General features: G+C 57.6%; 18 protein-coding genes and 1 pseudogene. 8 read left to right on the forward strand and 11 right to left on the reverse strand.

Going from position 1 to position 18,001, the window contains the following annotated elements:
- Positions 1 to 27: 27 nt before the first annotated feature.
- From C6558_RS11955 to C6558_RS11965, 3 genes are all read right to left on the reverse strand, one after another.
- Complete coding sequence (locus tag C6558_RS11955) at positions 28 to 1,029, reverse strand: ABC transporter substrate-binding protein (RefSeq protein ID WP_057209228.1); 1,002 nt, start codon at positions 1,027 to 1,029, stop codon at positions 28 to 30.
- A gap of 66 nt (positions 1,030 to 1,095) precedes the next feature.
- The gene (locus C6558_RS11960) at positions 1,096 to 1,896 is read right to left on the reverse strand and encodes a pyrroline-5-carboxylate reductase (protein WP_057209230.1); all 801 of its coding nucleotides are present in this window, start codon (positions 1,894 to 1,896) and stop codon (positions 1,096 to 1,098) included.
- 7 nt (positions 1,897 to 1,903) lie between these two features.
- Positions 1,904 to 2,533, reverse strand: coding sequence for a TetR/AcrR family transcriptional regulator (locus tag C6558_RS11965; protein ID WP_057209232.1), 630 nt, complete (start codon positions 2,531 to 2,533; stop codon positions 1,904 to 1,906).
- A 149-nt stretch (positions 2,534 to 2,682) separates the two neighbouring features.
- On the opposite strand from C6558_RS11965, the gene C6558_RS11970 reads away from it, so the two are divergent.
- The 3 genes and pseudogenes from C6558_RS11970 to C6558_RS40670 form a co-directional block, all read left to right on the forward strand.
- The gene (locus C6558_RS11970) at positions 2,683 to 4,719 is read left to right on the forward strand and encodes an NADH:flavin oxidoreductase (RefSeq protein WP_057209236.1); all 2,037 of its coding nucleotides are present in this window, start codon (positions 2,683 to 2,685) and stop codon (positions 4,717 to 4,719) included.
- Between the two features lie 2 nt (positions 4,720 to 4,721).
- Complete coding sequence (locus C6558_RS11975) at positions 4,722 to 5,327, forward strand: dimethylsulfonioproprionate lyase family protein (RefSeq protein WP_057209243.1); 606 nt, start codon at positions 4,722 to 4,724, stop codon at positions 5,325 to 5,327.
- Between the two features lie 34 nt (positions 5,328 to 5,361).
- Positions 5,362 to 5,575 (forward strand): annotated as a pseudogene (locus C6558_RS40670) (hypothetical protein); the annotation flags it as partial.
- A gap of 45 nt (positions 5,576 to 5,620) precedes the next feature.
- On the opposite strand, the gene C6558_RS11985 reads toward C6558_RS40670, so the two are convergent.
- Together C6558_RS11985 and C6558_RS11990 are read right to left on the reverse strand one after the other, a co-directional pair.
- On the reverse strand, positions 5,621 to 6,706 hold the full coding sequence (locus tag C6558_RS11985) for a hybrid-cluster NAD(P)-dependent oxidoreductase (RefSeq protein ID WP_057209245.1): 1,086 nt from the start codon (positions 6,704 to 6,706) through the stop codon (positions 5,621 to 5,623).
- Positions 6,696 to 7,949, reverse strand: a complete 1,254-nt coding sequence (locus tag C6558_RS11990) for an aromatic ring-hydroxylating dioxygenase subunit alpha (RefSeq protein WP_057209247.1) — start codon at positions 7,947 to 7,949, stop codon at positions 6,696 to 6,698. The genes C6558_RS11985 and C6558_RS11990 overlap by 11 nt, the downstream gene beginning before the upstream one ends.
- A gap of 121 nt (positions 7,950 to 8,070) precedes the next feature.
- On the opposite strand from C6558_RS11990, the gene C6558_RS11995 reads away from it, so the two are divergent.
- Both C6558_RS11995 and C6558_RS40300 read left to right on the forward strand, forming a co-directional pair.
- Positions 8,071 to 8,982, forward strand: a complete 912-nt coding sequence (locus C6558_RS11995) for a LysR substrate-binding domain-containing protein (protein WP_057209249.1) — start codon at positions 8,071 to 8,073, stop codon at positions 8,980 to 8,982.
- Positions 8,983 to 9,365: 383 nt separating this feature from the next.
- Positions 9,366 to 9,542 carry a hypothetical protein gene (locus tag C6558_RS40300; protein ID WP_164474995.1) on the forward strand — a complete coding sequence of 59 codons (177 nt, stop codon included), beginning with the start codon at positions 9,366 to 9,368 and terminating at the stop codon, positions 9,540 to 9,542.
- Between the two features lie 148 nt (positions 9,543 to 9,690).
- Here the strand turns inward: C6558_RS40300 and C6558_RS39890 are convergent, their stop codons facing one another.
- Positions 9,691 to 9,891: a hypothetical protein gene (locus tag C6558_RS39890; RefSeq protein ID WP_156585754.1), complete on the reverse strand. Its 201-nt coding sequence runs from the start codon at positions 9,889 to 9,891 to the stop codon at positions 9,691 to 9,693.
- A 298-nt stretch (positions 9,892 to 10,189) separates the two neighbouring features.
- Between C6558_RS39890 and C6558_RS12010 the strand changes: the two genes are divergently transcribed.
- Positions 10,190 to 10,441, forward strand: coding sequence for a hypothetical protein (locus C6558_RS12010; protein ID WP_063963335.1), 252 nt, complete (start codon positions 10,190 to 10,192; stop codon positions 10,439 to 10,441).
- 290 nt (positions 10,442 to 10,731) lie between these two features.
- Here C6558_RS12010 and C6558_RS12015 read toward each other — a convergent pair whose 3' ends face one another.
- The 4 genes from C6558_RS12015 to C6558_RS12040 form a co-directional block, all read right to left on the reverse strand.
- Positions 10,732 to 11,064, reverse strand: coding sequence for a YciI family protein (locus C6558_RS12015; protein ID WP_057209260.1), 333 nt, complete (start codon positions 11,062 to 11,064; stop codon positions 10,732 to 10,734).
- A gap of 840 nt (positions 11,065 to 11,904) precedes the next feature.
- On the reverse strand, positions 11,905 to 12,657 hold the full coding sequence (locus C6558_RS12030) for an ABC transporter ATP-binding protein (RefSeq protein ID WP_057209268.1): 753 nt from the start codon (positions 12,655 to 12,657) through the stop codon (positions 11,905 to 11,907).
- Positions 12,651 to 13,715 carry an iron ABC transporter permease gene (locus C6558_RS12035; RefSeq protein ID WP_057209271.1) on the reverse strand — a complete coding sequence of 355 codons (1,065 nt, stop codon included), beginning with the start codon at positions 13,713 to 13,715 and terminating at the stop codon, positions 12,651 to 12,653. Before C6558_RS12035 ends, C6558_RS12030 begins: the two co-directional genes overlap by 7 nt.
- A 3-nt stretch (positions 13,716 to 13,718) precedes the next feature.
- On the reverse strand, positions 13,719 to 14,849 hold the full coding sequence (locus C6558_RS12040; protein ID WP_057209274.1) for an ABC transporter substrate-binding protein: 1,131 nt from the start codon (positions 14,847 to 14,849) through the stop codon (positions 13,719 to 13,721).
- 108 nt (positions 14,850 to 14,957) lie between these two features.
- Between C6558_RS12040 and C6558_RS12045 the strand changes: the two genes are divergently transcribed.
- Positions 14,958 to 15,776, forward strand: a complete 819-nt coding sequence (locus tag C6558_RS12045; protein WP_107027285.1) for a class I SAM-dependent methyltransferase — start codon at positions 14,958 to 14,960, stop codon at positions 15,774 to 15,776.
- A gap of 608 nt (positions 15,777 to 16,384) precedes the next feature.
- Here the strand turns inward: C6558_RS12045 and C6558_RS12050 are convergent.
- Positions 16,385 to 17,068 carry a DAPG hydrolase family protein gene (locus C6558_RS12050; protein WP_057209280.1) on the reverse strand — a complete coding sequence of 228 codons (684 nt, stop codon included), beginning with the start codon at positions 17,066 to 17,068 and terminating at the stop codon, positions 16,385 to 16,387.
- Positions 17,069 to 17,157: 89 nt separating this feature from the next.
- Between C6558_RS12050 and C6558_RS12055 the strand changes: the two genes are divergently transcribed.
- The gene (locus C6558_RS12055; protein WP_057209283.1) at positions 17,158 to 17,802 is read left to right on the forward strand and encodes a TetR/AcrR family transcriptional regulator; all 645 of its coding nucleotides are present in this window, start codon (positions 17,158 to 17,160) and stop codon (positions 17,800 to 17,802) included.
- Positions 17,803 to 18,001 lie beyond the last annotated feature (199 nt).

Consider the following 18,001-nt stretch of genomic DNA (forward strand, 5'->3'; position numbering starts at 1 on the left):
CACCGCACCGGCGTTCGGCGGTGGTGATTAAAGCGCAGCCTCGATCTTGGTGGCGGCCTCCGGGGAAACCCACTTCTTCCAGATATCCGGGTTTTCTTCGAGGAAGTGCTTGGCACCTTCTTCGCCGCTCGCCTGGTTGTCGGTCATCCAGGCCATGAGCTTGGCGATCGTCTCATTGCTCCAGGAGCGTTTGTTGAGATAATCCATGACCTCGGGGCCTGCCTTTTCGGAAAAGGGCTTGGCGACGAGCGTAACGATCGTGTCGACCGGCCATGCGCTGGGTTTGGGGTCGGTGCATTCGGCAACCGTAATGCAGCGCTTCCACTCGGCCGGATTGTATGGCACGCCGGCTTGCAGCTGCACCATCTCGTATTTGCCGAGAAGGGCGGTCGGCGCCCAGTAGTAGCCGACCCAGCCTTCCTTGCGTTCGTAGGCCTTGGCGATTGAACCGTCGAGACCTGCGGCGGATCCGGTGTCAACGAGAGTCCAGCCGGCTTTTTCAGCTTCGAAGGCCTTGTACAGCTGTGCGGTTACGACGGTGCCTCCCCAACCCTGCGGCCCGTTGAAGATTGCCCCCTTGCTCGGGTCTTCAGGATCCTTGATAAGATCGGGATGTTTCAGGAGGTCGGGAATTGTTTTGATGTCGGGGTGGGCATCGGCAAAGTACTTCGGGATCCACCAGCCTTGGATGCCGCCGTCGGGAAGGGGAGAGCCAACCTTGACGATGCGACCTTCCTCCGTACCTTTCTTGACCACGTCGGGCAGCAGATCGATCCAGGCTTCCGGCGCGATATCAGGCTCGCCTTTTTCGGCCATCGACGTGATGGTTGGGACGGTGTCTCCGATGGTGATCTCGGCGCTGCAGCCGTAACCTTCATTGAGGATGATCTTGTCGAGGTTGGAAATTACCTCGGCACTTTGCCAATTCATGCTGGCGATTGTGACGCCGCCGCAGTCCGCAGCATTGGCGAGCGACGAACCAGTGACGGTTCCAAGAAACAGGCATGTCGATGCAAGCAAGCGTTTCATTATCGTTCCCTCTTTTGGCGGCTTATCTTTTGAAAGCGGGGTGCCGCGGAACCCGCCCTTACGGCGCTAGGAGGCTTCCCCCATGCCAACCGATTTCCTCAATGCAGCCGTCAACCCGCGCGAAACGGCATCATCGAACCCGGCCGCGCGCATCTCCTCGATCGCGGCAGCTGTGGTGCCGCGATAGTCAAGGAAGGTCTGGACTGTTTCACTGGGACAGTCGTCCCGCTGTTCCAGCAGCCGGCCCGCACCCACCATGAGGGTGTTGACGGCCCGCTTGGCGATCTCGGGCGACAGTCCATGCGAGATGGCGTCTGTCATCATCGCTTCGGCGAGCAGCGCCGGAAAGGCGGGCCCCGATCCGGTGAGGCCGGTCAGATAGTCGATTTCCGCCTCTTCGCACACTTCATCTTGAGCGCCGCAGGCATCGAATATAGATCGCACGATCGCCCGATCATCTTTTCGCAAGCCCGCCGTGGCGATCCAAGGCGTGTAGGACTTTCGAACTTCGGCCGCCGCATTCGGCAGGGCACGGACCACACGGTCCGTCCGGTGGTGCGCACAAAGAGCGCTCAGGCGAATACCCGCCATGACGGAGATGAGCAGCTTGCCTTTGGCATCGACGTTCAGGGTGGGCCAGTCGGCCGGGCGGACGGAGAGAACGATAACGTCAGAGCGGTCGGCGAGTGCCTGGTTGTCTGATGTCCAGGAGGAGCGGTTGAAACGGTAGGGACGCTCGCTGCGATAGGAGAGGGACAGGTTTTCAGGTTCAACGACGCCTGCGCCGACAATGGCTTTGGCTATTGCGCCGCCCAGCCATCCGGCACCACCAAGTACGCCAACCCTCAAAGGTCCGCCCGTTTCCATTGTTCTCTCACTCTGCTTTGTAGCCATGCCGAGCGTAGAAGCGGTCGAGCTCCCTCTGCTGCGGCGTTTGTCCGGTATAAATCGCGATGTAATCCGGAATGCGCCTCATACGGAGCGCCAGGTCCTCCTTGGACTGCATCGAGATGTATCCAATCTGGACCAGGTAGGTTGTTCGCGCGCGAACATCCGCTGGTCCCGCCTCGTAGCCGAAACGCATGAACATGCGGCCCAGCGCCTCCATTCTGACCTGATCGGCCTGCTGGACTTCGGCCAGTATCTCCTGCGATTGCAGCGCCCAGCTACGAACGGCGAATTCGAACTGGGAGTCAAACAGGTCCTTGCTCACCCAGCAGTCGAAAACGTTCAGCATCGCCTCGGCCAGGGACTCCGCATAGGCTTCGGATTGCTTGACGAGGTTACCCGTATTCTTCTCCCTCCAGCGCGCAATGAGAGCGTTCAACAGTTCCTCGCGGTCCTTGAAGAACCAATAGAAGCTAGTCCGGGAAAGATTGAGCCGTTTGGCCAACGGCAGGATCTTCACCGACTCCACGCCAGACTCGAGCAGGGAGTCGTAGGCCGCTTCGAGCCACCCCTCCTGAGAACCGCGCCAGCCAGTGTCACTCATCGCCTGTTCCATGATTACCTCCTAACAAATCCAAAGGGCTGCTTCAAGCAAAATGTACACGAGTGTCGAAGTTCCAAACTACGGTGTTTTTGTTTGTTGACACTTGTGTACATTTTCGCTTACCGTTGCGAATTAAAGTCCCTTAAACCGGAGCCCATTGCATGTCGAACGATCCCCTGCTTCAGCCGTTTCAGTTGAAGCATTTGACCCTGCGCAACCGCATCATCGTCACGTCCCACGAGCCTGCCTACCCAGAAGACGGTATGCCGAAGGGCCGCTACCGCGCCTATACGGTTGAACGGGCGAAGGGCGGTGTGGCGCTGACGATGACTGCCGGCTCTGCTGCAGTCTCGAAAGACAGTCCCCCGGTCTTCAACAATCTGCTGGCTTACAAGGACGAGATCGTGCCATGGATTAGGCAGATGACGGACGCTGTGCACGAAGAGGGCGCTGCGATCATGATCCAGCTCACTCATCTCGGCAGGCGCACCCGCTGGGACAAGGGCGACTGGCTCCCGGTCATTGCACCCTCGCACCATCGCGAAGCCTCACACCGTGCGTTTCCGAAGAAGATCGAAGACTGGGATATCGAGCGCATCATCAAGGACTTCGCTGACGCGGCCGAGCGTATGAAGGCCGGTGGTATGGATGGCGTCGAACTTGAAGCCTACGGCCATCTCATCGACCAGTTCACCTCGCCGCTCACCAACGAGCTCGATGGTCCCTATGGTGGTTCGCTCGACAATCGCTTGCGTTTCTGTTTCGACGTCTTCAAGGCAATGCGTGAAAGGGTCGGTGACGACTTCATCCTGGGCGTTCGCTACACAGCCGACGAATGTCTTCCCGGCGGGACTGGAATGAGCGAAGGAATTGAGATCTCAAAACGCCTTCGCGACAGCGGCCTTATAGACTATCTGAATGTTATTCGCGGCCATATCGATACGGATGCGGGTCTGACCGACGTCATCCCGATTCAGGGTATGGCAAATTCGCCGCATCTTGATTTCGCGGGCGAGATCCGCGCCGCGACCAATTTTCCGACGTTCCATGCAGCCAAGATTCCGGATGTGGCAACCGCGCGCCACGCAATCGCGTCGGGCAAAGTGGACATGGTCGGAATGACCCGCGCCCACATGACCGACCCGCATATCGTGCGAAAGATCATGGAAAAGCGAGAGGATGATATCCGCCCCTGTGTCGGCGCCAACTACTGTCTTGACCGCATATATCAAGGTGGCATGGCCTTCTGCATCCATAATGCTGCGACCGGCCGGGAAGAAACGATGCCGCACCGGATCCCGAAGGCGGTGGTCCGCAAGAAGGTCGTAATTGTGGGGGCGGGCCCAGCTGGCCTTGAAGCCGCTCGCGTCTCTGCGGAGCGGGGGCATGAGGTCGTCGTTTTCGAGGCCGCGAACAATCCGGGCGGCCAGATCCGGCTTACGGCCCAAAGCGAGCGCCGACGGGAAATGATCAGCATCATCGACTGGCGCATGAACCAGTGCGAAAAGCTCGGCGTCACCTTCCGGTTCAACAACTGGGCCGAGGCTGACACCGTGCATGCCGAAACGCCCGATGTTGTCATCATCGCGACAGGCGGACTGCCGCATACGGAGGTTCTTTTGAAGGGAAACGAGCTTGTCGTTTCCTCCTGGGACATCATCTCGGGTGATGTAAAGCCGGGAACCAACGTGCTCATCTTCGACGATGCCGGCGATCATGCTGGTCTTCAGGCTGCGGAGTTCCTCGCCAGGGCCGGTGCGAAAGTCGAGATCATGACGCCGGACCGTTCCTTCGCGCCGGAAGTCATGGCGATGAACCTCGTTCCCTACATGCGCTCGCTGCAGAAACTCGATGTCACCTTTACCGTCACCTACAGGCTGGAGGCGGCAGAGAAGAGCGGCAATCAGATCATCGCGCATGTCGGCAGCGACTATGGCGGCGTGGCCAAGCAGCAGACCTTCGATCAGATCGTCGTCAATCACGGCACCATTCCGCTCGATGACCTCTATTTCGAACTGAAGCCTGGTTCGAGGAACCTCGGCGAAGTGTCCTACGACGACCTGATTTCTGGAACGCCGCAATCGGTTGAACGCAACCCGGAAGGTGCCTACCAACTTTTCCGGATCGGCGATGCGGTCGCGGCGCGTAACACGCATGCGGCCATCTACGACGCGCTGCGTCTTGCCAAGGATCTCTAACGATGGCGCGGGTCGACGCTCTGCAAGCTTTTCTGGATGCGGCTTTCGTCGCGTTCGACCAATTCGCTCAGGATTTAAGGGCGCGCCGGTCCGTCATGGAGATATTTGCCCAACTCGAAGCGCCACAACCCCAACGCTTGAACATCGGAAAGCGCCTTCCGGTGTGCAACCGACATATCGAGAGCGTTCTGGCAACGAAAACCTGGCGACCGTCACTGGATGCGCTGATTGAGCGCTTCGCGGACCTTGAGCCGATGCTCGAATGGAAGTGGCGCTCCGTCTACGATCATACGGCAAGCGAGAATTTCCTGATGAGCCACGCCAACACGATGATCGTCGGACCGGGTGGCTTGGAGGACCGAAGTGACCTATGGCTTGGAGCGACGCTGATGGCGCCGAACGTGCGTTATCCCGATCACGACCATGCCCCGGAAGAAACTTACCTGGTTCTGTCGGAGGGAGAGTTTCAGCATGGCACCTCCGAGTGGTTCTCACCCGGGGTCGGAGGCTCGTTTTACAATCCACCTGGTGTCCGGCACGCCATGCGCTCCGACGAAACGCCGTTGTTCGCCTTCTGGGCGTTGTTGCCTGATCGTCCGAGACATTGAAGTGAACGGCTCGGGTGCAACCGAGCGCAGGAGGAACATTGCCGATAACCATGCCTGCGGCTGCACCAAGTGCTGAAGCCCGATGGTGCTGTCTTCTCGGACGTCGCCGCCGCCCCGACAGACAATGTCGAGATACGAGAAAACGGCGACGAGAGCTTGGTATTGAGGCCTATGACTGCCACAACCCTGGCCTCATGGGACCCATCGCCACCTGGACGGCAAAGAAGAGTGGCGCGCTCGCGGCCTGACAAGCTAAGGCTCGAATGAACCCGTGTCCCGATGCTCGGATGATGCTAGCGATCGATGACGAGATCGCTCAGCGGCTTCGAACAGCACGGCAGAAAGAGTCCGGCATCTATCTCTCGTTGCCGGATGCCGCCATTGTGGTTGATCTCGACCGAGCCGGATACCAGTTTCGACTTGCATGTGCCGCAAACGCCATTCGAACAGGATGAGGGAAGCTTTACTCCTGCCTTTTTTGCGCAGGCGAGCACGGTCTGCTCACCTCCAACCTCGATCTTGCGAGCCTGTTTGGAAAATTCGACCTGGAATGTTCGGGTGGCGGGCTGTTCGACGTTAGGAATATCCACGTCGTCGATCACCGCTGCATCGAAGCTCTCCTCGATATAGTTGGACGCCTGAACGCCCAGTTCGGCCGTGATCGCGCGCGCCGCCGCCATGAACGGCGCAGGGCCGCAGCACATGATGATGCGTTCAGCGACGTCGGGAACCGCGAGTTGCATATATGCAGCCGATATGCGTCCCGTCAGACCGTGCCAATTGGCCTCACCGGAAACGACTTCCGGCAGAAACTGCAGTCGCAGGCCCTTCACTCGGTTGGCCAGATTGGCGAGTTCGTTGCGAAAGATGAGGTCCTTCGGGGTCCGCGCCGCGTGCATGAAGACAACATCGGCGGGTTCGCACGTGTCTGCCAACTCGCGGACCATCGCCATGACCGGGGTAATCCCTGATCCTCCGGACAGAAACAGATACTTCCGGCCGTTCGGCCGAACGAAGTGGCCGAGAGGACCGTTTGCCTTGACCTTGGCGTTGACGACGAGCTTGTCATGAAGCCAGTTCGATATCTTGCCGCCGGCGACCCGTTTGACCGTGACCGAGAACGCATTGCTGCGCTTCGGGGACGACGATATGCTGTAGCACCGGCTTTCCGGCTCGCCATCGACATCGAGGTCGAACAGGAAATATTGACCGGCTTCGAAGGCAAAACGTTTGCCCTCGGGAGACGCAAAGGTGAAGGTCTTCACGTCGTGCGTTTCCTGATGGACATCCACGCAGACCAGATCTTCATCCCTGTCGCGGCTCCACAAGTTGTCAGGCTCAAGACGACCGACCGGAGAAAAGGAGCTCTTAGTATCCATGGGCACGCATCCGGTCGATGTACCACGACGTGAACTTGTCGAGGTTGGTTTCGGAGAAGGGTGAGTAGGGGCCTGGCACATAGGCTGGATCTTCGATCCCGGCGTGCGAGCGGGCGACGAGTTCGGCGTCCTGCTCGGTCGTGGCGATCCAGACGTTGGTCAGCTTTTCGAGGTCGTAATCGATGCCTTCGACCGCATCCTTGTGCACGAGCCATTTCGTCCGCACGAGCGTTTTATCCGCTGAGAGCGGTATGACGATCGAAACGACGGCGTGGTCGCCCATGAAGTGGTTCCAGCTGTTGTGGCCCCAGAGGTGCATATCGCCGAGATCCTTGCGCAATATCGTGCCGAGCAGCGTTGCCGAGGCTGCGGTCGCGTCGGGGGTCTGGGATTCGCCAGCACCCGAAATGATGAGCCGTTGCGTTCGGAAATTAGTGGTGCAGTTCACCAATTGCTCGACCGCTGCAGATGGATACCCGTCTGCCTCCCACCGCTTGGTGCGTTCCGCATAGAGCGAGAAATGCTCCTCGGCCTGGGCGCGATCTTCCAGGCTCAAGGCGTCCGGGTCGAAGCCGAAATCGAGGTCGACAAAGGAGACGCAGAGTTCGGGATGGTTAGCGGAGCAGTGGTAGCATTCACGGTTGTTTTCGATCGTGAGCTTCCAGTTGCCCTGTTCGATGACATCGGATTCGTACGCGACCTTGGCATTGCTGATATCGTAGGGTGCAAGGCGTTCGGCCATGACGTCGATGAGGCGCTCGATATCTTCGGGCGGATTGTCCGATAGGCAGACATAGATGAGGCCGCCAACCGACTTGAATGCCACCGCCTTGAGGCTGCGGCATTCCTTGTCGAAGTTCTTGCCCATATGAGGCGCGTAGCTCAGCTCGCCCGTCAACTCATAGGTCCAGGTATGATAGGGACAGACGAGCTTCGAAACGATCGTCTTGCCCGGATCCAGCAGACGTGAGCCGCGGTGACGGCAGACGTTGTGCATGACGCGGATATCGCCGTCGTCGTCGCGAAGGACGATGAGGCTCGTCTTGCCGATATCAATAACGGTTGCATCGCCAGGCTCCGGCACATCGCATTCAAGGCCGATACAGATCCAGTGCCGGCGGAAGAACACCTCGAGATCTGCCTCGAACACGTCCTCGCGTGTGTAAAGGCCGGCTGGAAGTGAATGTCCTTCAGCCCTTGCGTCCAGGAGGGCCGATATGGGAGAAGCAAATGTCTGCAGCATAAATCCACCTTATGTTCCGATCGAAAGGCCGAGGGGCTGAAAGACAAAATCGCTCAACTATTCTGGTCGCTCAACGGCATAAATATGCGCAGGTGACATTACCAAATGTAATGGAAGACAGATGTCGAACCTGAGGAAGAAACTACCGCCGCTCACCGCCTTGACGGCATTTGAAGCGGCGGCCCGCTTGTCCAGTTTCACGCGCGCGGCGACGGAGCTCGGTGTTACTCAGGCTGCCGTAAGCCGGCAAATCCATTTGCTGGAAGAAGATTTCGGTTTTCCCTTGTTTCGGCGGCTCCACCGCAAGATCGAATTGACGGAGAAGGGCAAGCTGCTTTCAGCAGCGGCCGGCGACGCGTTCAATCTGATTGCCGACACCGTAGCCGACCTCCGATCTGAAGGCCCGGATGATGAGTTGGCCATCTCGGCGACCATTTCCTTCTCGCACTTCTGGCTTCTGCCAAGGATCGCCGCGTTTTCTCGCGCCCATCCCGAAATCAAACTTCGCATCATTACGCAGGATGCCCGAACAAGCATCGAGACAAGCGATGTAGACCTGGCGATCCGCTACGGAACCGGTACTTGGTCGGACGGTCAGGCGGAGCTATTGTTCGACGACGAAGTTTTCCCGATTTGCAGCGCAGATTATTTGCTCACGGCTGGCGAGGTCCGCACACCGCAAGATCTTGTCGGCCATCCTTTGATATCAAGCGATACGGAAGATCCTACATGGACGGGCTGGGAGGAGTGGCTAGCGGCCTTTTCCGTGAAGGCGCCGAAAAAGGCCCGAGGCCTTCGATGCAGTTTCTACATCGAGGCCATTTATGCCGCAATGAACGGGCAAGGCATTGCGCTCGGTTGGAATCGTCTAGTGGCCGACCTTATCCAGCAAACTCGCTTGGTCCGTCTTACTGATGCATCCATCCGCACCAGGGCGGCCTACTTCGTCGTCGTTCCAACAAGGAAGCCAAAAAAAGAAAGTGGGAGACTGTTCATTGAGTGGCTGCGCGAGGTTTCCGCTTCCGCGGTTTGACGATTCTTACGAGTGTGTTGGGTAAAGCGGCCTGCCGTTCCTCTTCCTCTCCATCTTGAAGCGGGCTCGGGGTTGGGTTCCCGATAAGACAAGCGCTTGTTGCGGACTGCTAGCCAAGCCTTAGGCAGGCCATCTGGCAGGCACCAAAACCCGCGACAATGTGAAAAGTTCCGGCATGGGACTTCAGTCTGATCGGCCCTTGGCAAAAGTCTGAGGTCGATTGTTGGGAAGCCGCGTTGCACTAAATTTCTCAATTAGCCCATGTCGCTGAAGACCCTCACAAAAAAGCCATGGGTTTGTAACGGTGCCAGAGCGGCTCTTCCGTCCCTTCGGCTGCTCTGGTGCTGTTACCTCGGTTCGAGGAGACCATGGGAGATATCAGGATGCATGAAAGAAATAGCTATGGGCAGCCGGAAAAAACCGCATCAACCGGGTTGCCCATCGGTGTGATGCTTCTCTCGGTAGCAGCGATAGCCGTTTACCTGATCGTTGGAGGCGAAATTCTCAATGACAATAGCCGGGCCGTCGCCGTGTACCTTCCTAAGGTAGAGGCGAAATAGCTTTACTCAGGGCCAAGGGAGGCGCGGAATGAGCTTGTTAAAGCTAGGGCGGGCTCGCCTGGGGATGGCGCTACCGCGCCATCGTGGGTGGTTGCTCGCAACCAAGGACCGGCGCTTGGATGATCTCTTTGAATCCTACGCGCTGGCATCAACGACGCTCGACAATCTCCGGCGTGAGATGCACCATCGAGAGGCGCTTATAGACGAATACGAGGGAGTCTGCCGGGACCTCCAGGTAGATGTAGTTACGCTGCTCGCCCTGTTGGAGGAGCGAACCTTGCAGCGAAGCTAGCAGCTTGCCGGGGAGAAGGCGTTTTAAGCGCTCAGCTCGATAGCGTTGTTGCAGCACCCGCAAGCTCCAACGTCGCTGCCGGCATTGTAGATGCGGTAGTTGCATCTAGATCCATAGAAAAATTGTCGACGAAAACAAACTCGGCGCAGTACAGCGCAGGGGCCGTTCGTGCGTCCCGTAATTCAAATAGAAGGCCACGCTTGGCGCGTGAAACGCGGTGGGCACCGGACCTCTCAAGGTGGGTTTGACCGTCCCATGACCGGCCACGCCTGGCTCCTGTTAACCTTTCGTTAACCATATATCCGGAACCTCCAGCCCTGGGGCTTTCCGCAATCACTTACGGAAGGAAAACAGCATGAGGCTCGTGACACTGTCGGGAAGAATTATGGAGAACAGCCACCATACCTTGATCGTGATGAGAGATGGCAGCACCTGTCAGGCGGTCTGCGTGGTCAATGTCAGCGCGATTGGCGATATTCGTTCCAAGCTTACGATGCTTGAGAGGATTGCCAGCCGCAAGCTCGATGGCGGAGAATTGGCATTCGACGGTCACATTTGGATCACCGCTTCCGATCTGCCCGAGAGGACAGATGCCGTGCCGCATTGATCATCGTTGATCGTACTTGCCCCAAAAGGCCCAACATCTAGATAAGTTGCGGCACCTGCGGAAGGGGCCGGACGAGGTTTGACTTGCGATGAAGCGTAACGGCAAGATCGTCGAAGCTGTCGAGGGGGACACGGCGGTGAGGGAGCACTGTGGAACCCACACCCTGGTCAATGACAGTGATCTCGAGGTGCGGTCGGGCGAAATCCATCATCTGGCCGAGCGGTTTGCACGAAACGACCCTGCCAGTGCATCGGCGATGCTCGTGGCTGCTGAAGCCGTTGCGGCTCGGATCAAGTTGCCTGTTTCAATGGCCAAACTTCAACGACGCCATGCGCAACCGCACAGGGCACGCACGAAACCTTTTTGATAGCTTCGCTCAGGTCGGCAGCTTCGATGATGGCGAAACCGGCGATCGGCAAGGCGGACGACATGAACGGTCCATCGCGGGTTTCCACGCCGTGAGCGTCTGGATTGCGAACCTGCACCGGTTCGCCAGCGATCCCCATCACAGCGCCGTCGGACCGAAGTTTGGCGTCCTGGGCGTGCGCGGCGTCTCTGGCGGACTTGGCCGTGCGGTCGTAGTCGGCCGGATCGCCATATCCGATTGTGATGAACTTGGGCATTGTCTCGTCTCCTTTCAGTCACGAAACCACCGAGGGTCCGTCCTCGAACATGATGCCCCGCAGGAACACCACTTCACGGAACGCCTCTGCGGCCATTTCAATCGGGCAAATGGATCACACCTCCGTCCCCGCAGGATCGCAAATCTGCTTGCATAATGCAACCGGAGTCTGACGCGCCGGAGTTTGTGCAGATGGCCGACGATCAGTCTTTGATCGCAAAAGGCGACGCGAAAAAAGTCAACCTTACCCGGCTTCGAATTCTCAACGTTTTCAGCCTAGTCCGCCGATCTGTTAATTTGAACGCTCAGACGGAGCTTCAACTGTATCCGTATGAGAAGCGGCCATTTGCGATTCTGTGAAATCCTTCAAAGCGCTTGCCGCGTCTTGCTCGCTGCATCGCGGCAAGTCTGCAGAATGTCCTCTTTCTGCAAGCTGCGAGTGGTCCCGCAGACAAAGCACTGGAACATCTCTCTCGTCTCCATGCCCGAGATTGTGAGTCTCTCGCGCATGCCGCACCTCGGGCACTGAATTTGAAAGCTGTCGGAGAGATCCACGGCTGCCTCCCGCTTGCTTCAGAGTTGAACAATCAACTGGCTCACCGAAAGGTAATTTGGAGCGATCGAAAGCCCGTTACCCGCAAGATCCCGATGTAATCGCGCACCCGCAGCTTTCTACGAAATCCCGGTCCGGAGGCGATCCTGTCGCATGCGGAAGGCAACCAAGCAGGCCGGTGAGTGCGATCTCACCCGGCTTCCGTTCGCCCCCAAGGTGATCGCTTAGGCCTATGCACATCACACGCGCCGTGAAGCCAAAGTCACTGCCATTTGCCAGCGGCTCGGACTAGATCGGGCCGTCGACGATCACCAATGCACGGCCCTGCGAGCAATTCTCGATGCGGGCATTGACCTGGTAGATTTCCTGCAACATCGGAGTGGTGATGACGCTTGCGGTCTTGCCGCTTGCAACCATTGTTCCATTGGCTATGACGATGGTGTTTTCGCAATAACGCAGGGCATGGTTGAGGTCGTGAAGCGCGATGAGAACGATCATGCCTTTGCGGCGAGCAAGGTTGGAAACAAAACTCAGCACGTCAACCTGGCGGTGAAGGTCAAGAGCCGAGGTCGGTTCGTCCATCAGCAGCACTTCGGGCTTGCGGATTAGCGCTTGGGCGAGGGAGACCAACTGGCGCTGTCCGCCGGAAAGTTCGCCGAGGCCGCGAAACGCAAGCGCGTCGATCCGTAGTGCCTTCAAAATGATGTCGATTTCATCGAGCTCGTCATTGTGAACGCGCCAGCCGCTGCCTTGCTTTGCAGATAGGAGAATAGATTCATATACCGTCAAGACAGCGTTTGCGCCGGTGTCCTGCGGCATGTAGCAGATGCTCGTTTGCGCGCGCTCGGTGTCAGACAGATGGACGAGACCTGGCCCGGGAATAAGCGACGCTATGCGTTTGAAAAGTGTCGACTTGCCCGCAGCGTTCGGGCCAATCACGGCGGTCATACTGCCTTTTTCCAGAATGTCGGTACTGACGCCGGAAAGGACAGAACTGCGGCCATACATGGCGCCGACTTTATCAAGTGCAAGCGCTACCATGCGCGCCTCCGATTGCTGAAGATCAGGACGAAGAAGAACGGTACGCCGATGAGGGCGGTGATCACACCGATCGGCAAAATCGCACCAGGGATGATCATCTTACTGACGACCGATGTCGCCGAGAGCAGCAGCGCGCCGCAAATAACCGAGCCCGGCAGGAAGAAGCGCTGGTCCTCGCCGACGAGCATGCGGGCGATATGGGGTCCGACCAGGCCGACAAAGCCAATAGTGCCCACGAACGACACCGGGATGGCAGCAAGCAGGCTGACGATCATCATCGTCTGCAGGCGCAGTCGACGCACGTTCACGCCCATGCTGGCTGCCTTATCATCGCCGAGACGAAGCGCCGTCAATGCCCAGGCGTCCTTCATCAGGAACGGGACCATCGCAACCAGAATGGCCCCAGTAAAGTAAACCTTCGGCCAGGTCGCCTTGGTGAGGCTGCCCATTGTCCAGAACACCACCGCTGCGAGCGCCTGTTCAGAGGCCAGATATTCCAGCAAGGAAAGTGCGGCGTTGAACGTGAAGACAAGCGCAATGCCGAGAAGCACGATCGTTTCGACGCTGACGCCGCGCATTGTCGAGGCGAAATGGATGAAGAGGGCTGCCACCATCGCCATCAGGAAGGCATTGAGTGGAACCATGTACTGGATCGCTGCCGGAAACAGCGCGACGCCACCGACCAATGCCAACGCAGCGCCGAAACTGGCTGCAGCGGAAATCCCGAGCGTGAAAGGGCTGGCAAGCGGATTGGAAAGGATCGTCTGCATTTGGGCGCCCGCAACCGATAGGGAGGCGCCTACCGTCACTGCCATCAATGCAATCGGCATGCGGATATCCCAAACGATGACGCGCAGCTGTTGCGCGACGGCGGCCGGGTCGAGCATTGCCGACAGGACGTCCGAAAGTGGGTAATTTGCCGGCCCGAGCGCCATGTCGAGCGATATGCTGAAGCACAATGCAATGACAAGCAAGCTCAAGATGGCAATGCGGCGAAAAGCGAGGGCGCGATATAGAACGCGTCCTGTTGAATTGGTGGTCGCAGCCTCGATGGCCATGGATCATTCATCCTTGAGCGAGACGAAGTATCCCGGCTTGTAATCGAGCGGCAGGAAGCGCGCGTGCAGTTCCTTGAATGTCGCTTCGGGGTCAAGGTCGGCAAACAGTTCCGGATGCAGCCACTTGGCGATCTCCTGGATTGCAACGAACTGATACGGATTGTTATAGAACTGATGCCAGATGGCGTGGACATTGCCGTCCGCGACAGCCTTGACGCCGGTAAAGGCTGGACGCTTGGTCAGCGCTTCAAGCTTGCGATGGGCTTCCTTCAGATCGGCACCGTAGCCGACACCGACCCAGGCACCCCCTGGAACATACTTGTCCCAGTTGCCGCCGGTAATGATGATCTGGTCCGGATTGGAGGCAATCACCTGCTCCGGATTGACCGTACCGAAGGTGCCGGGGATGATGTCCTTTGCGATGTTGATGCCACCGGCGATCTCGACCATCTTGCCGAAATTCTCGTTGCCAAACGACATGCAGCAATCATCGGAATATCCACCGGCACGCTCGACGAACACCAGCGGTTTCTTCGGGTCGGCCTTCGCCAGCACGCCCGTGACCCGCTCGATGCTGTCGGCGCGGAACTTGATGAAGTCTTCGGCGATTGATTCCTTGCCCATCAGCTTGCCCATGATGCGCATGCTCGGCTCGGTGTTTTCCATCGGCTTTTCACGGAAGTCGACATAGACCAGTGGGATGCCGACCTTGCCGAGCTTTTCGATGTAACCAGCTTCTTCCGTGGCAGTCTTGGCGTCGACGTTCATGAGGATCACGTCGGGCTTAAGCGCGACGGCTTGTTCGATGTCGAAGGTCCCGTCCTTCATGCCGCCAAACGTCGGCAGCTTGGCGATTTCTGGGTATTTTGCCAGATAGGCTTCGTAGGATTCAGGGTCGGCTTTCGGCAGGTCGTCGCGCCAGCCTACAACGTGTTCGAACGGAGCTTGCCTGTCGAGCGCAGCAAGGAAATAGATCTGCCGGCCTTCGCCGAGAATCATGTTCTTGACCGGAGCTTCAACTTCGACGTCGCGTCCGGTCACGTCCTTGATGGTAATCTTGTCGGCGAAAGCCGGCCAGGTAGCGGTGGCAAGTAGACCCATTGCAAGTGCGGCTGCTTTGGCTTTAATGCGCATCGAATTTCACTCCGTGGAAACTGCGATGCCTGTATTATTTTATGACTTTAACAGTCAAGTTATATCTATTAGAACCATTTTAATCTCATGCAATCAGGATCGAGCAGGATGAACACAGGAGCGGCTGCGGGCCACAATTTTGGGCTGCGGGACGAGATTAAAACCTATTGGTCGGCGCGTGCGGCGACTTTCGATCAATCGCCCGGACATGAGATCTTTTCAGAAGAGGAACGCCAGGCCTGGCACAATTTGATCATCAGGCACCTCGCTCGAGGAGAAGGACGTCACGCATTGGATCTGGCGTGCGGCACTGGGGTCATATCGCATCTCATGGACGATTTAGGTTACAAGGTCACAGGCCTTGATTGGGCAGAGCCGATGCTGGAACGGGCCCGGGCAAAGGCGAAGACGCGTGGACGAGCGATTGAGTTTCGCATCGCCGATGCTGAAAATACCATGGAACCGGATGAAAGCTATGATGTCGTGGTAACACGTCATCTCGTTTGGACACTCGTCGATCCGAGGCAGGCATTTGCGGAATGGTTGAGGGTCTTGAAGCCTGGCGGAACCTTGCTTGTCGTTGATGGTGACTTCGTCAACCTCAGTATGGCGGAGCGTGTGGTGAAGACAGCAGCAGAATTGCTCCAGCAGTTGGGATTGACGAAAGCGGACCAGGTCCCCGCGCCGGCGGGCATTGCCGAAATTCACAACCGCATCCTGTCGCAGGTGCATTTCTCAGAAGGCGCGCGCGCTGAGGATGTTGCTGCCCTGATCCAGAATACCGGGTTTGCGAACGTAACCGTCGATACTGATCTGAAGGCAATCTATCGTGCCCAATCGAAGCACTTAAGTTACCTGAAAGGGCTTTCTCGCGGATTGCAACACCGATACGCGATCGTCGCCCGTAAACCGTCAAGGGACCTCTAGATATCATCTGCTGAGCACGCATCTCTCGCCACGAGGTTGACTAGATGTGGGCGGCATGGCTTCCGCATCGAGAGTGGGGTGCAATAATTCAAGAAAAAAGATTGTTTGATCCGACTATCGTTCGAAGGCCGGAAATCCCAAGCCCATGCGGCGAAGGATGCGGCAACTGCCAGTCGGCGACGCCGCGCGCGGGTTTTCGCTCAGCTCCTGATTGCGATGCGCTTGACCTGCGACGCGCCTTATCAATCTTTGGCAAGATTACGCTCGCGTTTTCCTCATAGTCGTATCCTCCTTGAAAGCAAGATGGATACAAGGTGACGCCGAGAGCGGCTGACGCCCCCTGGACTTATGCCGATCGCTCTGCGGCGACCCCATCAGGAAAAATTTACGCTCCTAACGACAGGTGACAGCAAGTGGCACCAATGATCGGCCAAGCGTAATCCGCCGCTGTGGATGAAACCCGGCGACGTTCTCGAAGTCGACAATGCAAGGAGTGCATGAAAATACAATCATCGACGAGGGAGCTTATTCCATAGTCAGAGTTTCAGAAGGCCGAGCGTTCCTGGTGCTTGGACGCTCGGCTATCTTGCGTTATGCTCATCGAGCAACTACCAGTTGTCGGCCGGTCTTGGGTTTGCTGGATCACCGTAAAATACAGACGGGAGTGCCTTCGCGAGGAATGAAAACTCCGAATGGCAATGGCGCATCAGGCCCAGTCCGATTTCGTCCGGGACGGCATGGCCGCCCTTGTCGCTATCGAGACCAAGAACGAATCTGCTTCGCAGAACGAGGCCATCGGGCGTGTCCCGTGTGACGTGCATCATCCGGCCGCTTATTGGAATTCCATGCTCGTCAATCTCAACATCATCGCCAAAGCCAATTCCGGCGTAGAAAAGTGCGGATACGCCGCCCACCCGCTTTGCGGCATCGATGTCCGTGGCACTGAAGTATGCGGCTGGGCTTAGGAATTTGATGGTTGCTTTGATCGGAGGAACCTCTCCTAGCGACTCCGTCGCCCTGATCGTCGCGCCGATGTAGTTCTCACCTCTTTTCCAAAACTCGTCCCAACCGAAATGGCGCTTGTGATCAATGGGGTGCCACCAGCGAAGGTGTTCGTCGGTTTCAAAATACTTGAACCACCATTCCAGCATCGCTCCATCGCACCCTGGCATTATCGTTCTGCAGGCGACCGTGAGAGTGCCGGAGGCGAAGCGCTCGATCCCCATTTCGAGTCTAATTGGGTCGGCACGCAGCAGTTCGACAGGGATTGCTGATTCCAAATCATGTTGCATTTCCAATCTCCCATATTTAGGAAACGTGTGGCGTTTCCTAAATATGATCGGTATACCGTTCGTACGACGTTGGTCAAGGAGATCAAGATTTGGAAAAGCGAGCGAGAGGGCGTCCGGCCCGTAATCGGCTTGAGGTGGAACGCAATATTCTCCAAGCCTCTACCCAGCTTCTGTTTGACCAGGGATTTGCCAAGTTCAGCATCGATGCAGTCTCGCGTAGCGCAGGAGTTGCCAAAAAGACTGTTTACGCTATGGCGACCAATCGTGAGGAACTAGTCGGGAAAATCGTAGCGTCCTGGACTGAGCAACTCCAAACCGGTGGAGATCCCCGGCCGGGCGAGGCGCGTCCTGATCCGGGGAGCCTGCGGGCGCTATTGAGCAGGATTTACCGGATCGCCCTATCCAAGGAAGCTGTAGCACTTTTCCGTCTCATCTGTGCTGACAAGGAGGGTCGAGAACGGCTCGCAGAAATTTATAATCGAAACGGGGTCGAGCGAGGAGTGCAGGCCGTGGCGAACTGGCTGCGCGAGTACGAAGCCGATGTCCCACCATGTGATGTCAACCGATCTGCCCGGATGATCCTTGCTGCTCTTGTTGCTGAGCCCTTGCGCAGGGCCGCTATCGGCCTTGAAACACCATGGAACGATACCGACGAGGAGGTCGCGGCATGGGTTGGAGAATGCATGGATTTTTACGCACCCATAATGTTCAAAGAGTTAGGCACTGCACCATAGCGGCCTCGTGGCGTGTCGCGGACGCCGAGGCGGTGTCAAGGCAAGCATGGCGCTGAACCAGATGGTTTACGGCTCCCCGGCCGCGATTGCGAACCGCTAGATATAGACCGAAAGCTGTAATCTTAAGAACTGGCCAGCGCTATGCCCCGCAGCCAGTTGGGTGGTGTGTGCCAAGCGAATCTGCGGTTCTAGCCAGCAC

It is taken from the genome of Ensifer sp. NM-2 (assembly GCF_003024455.1).
GTDB classification, from domain to species: domain Bacteria; phylum Pseudomonadota; class Alphaproteobacteria; order Rhizobiales; family Rhizobiaceae; genus Ensifer; species Ensifer canadensis.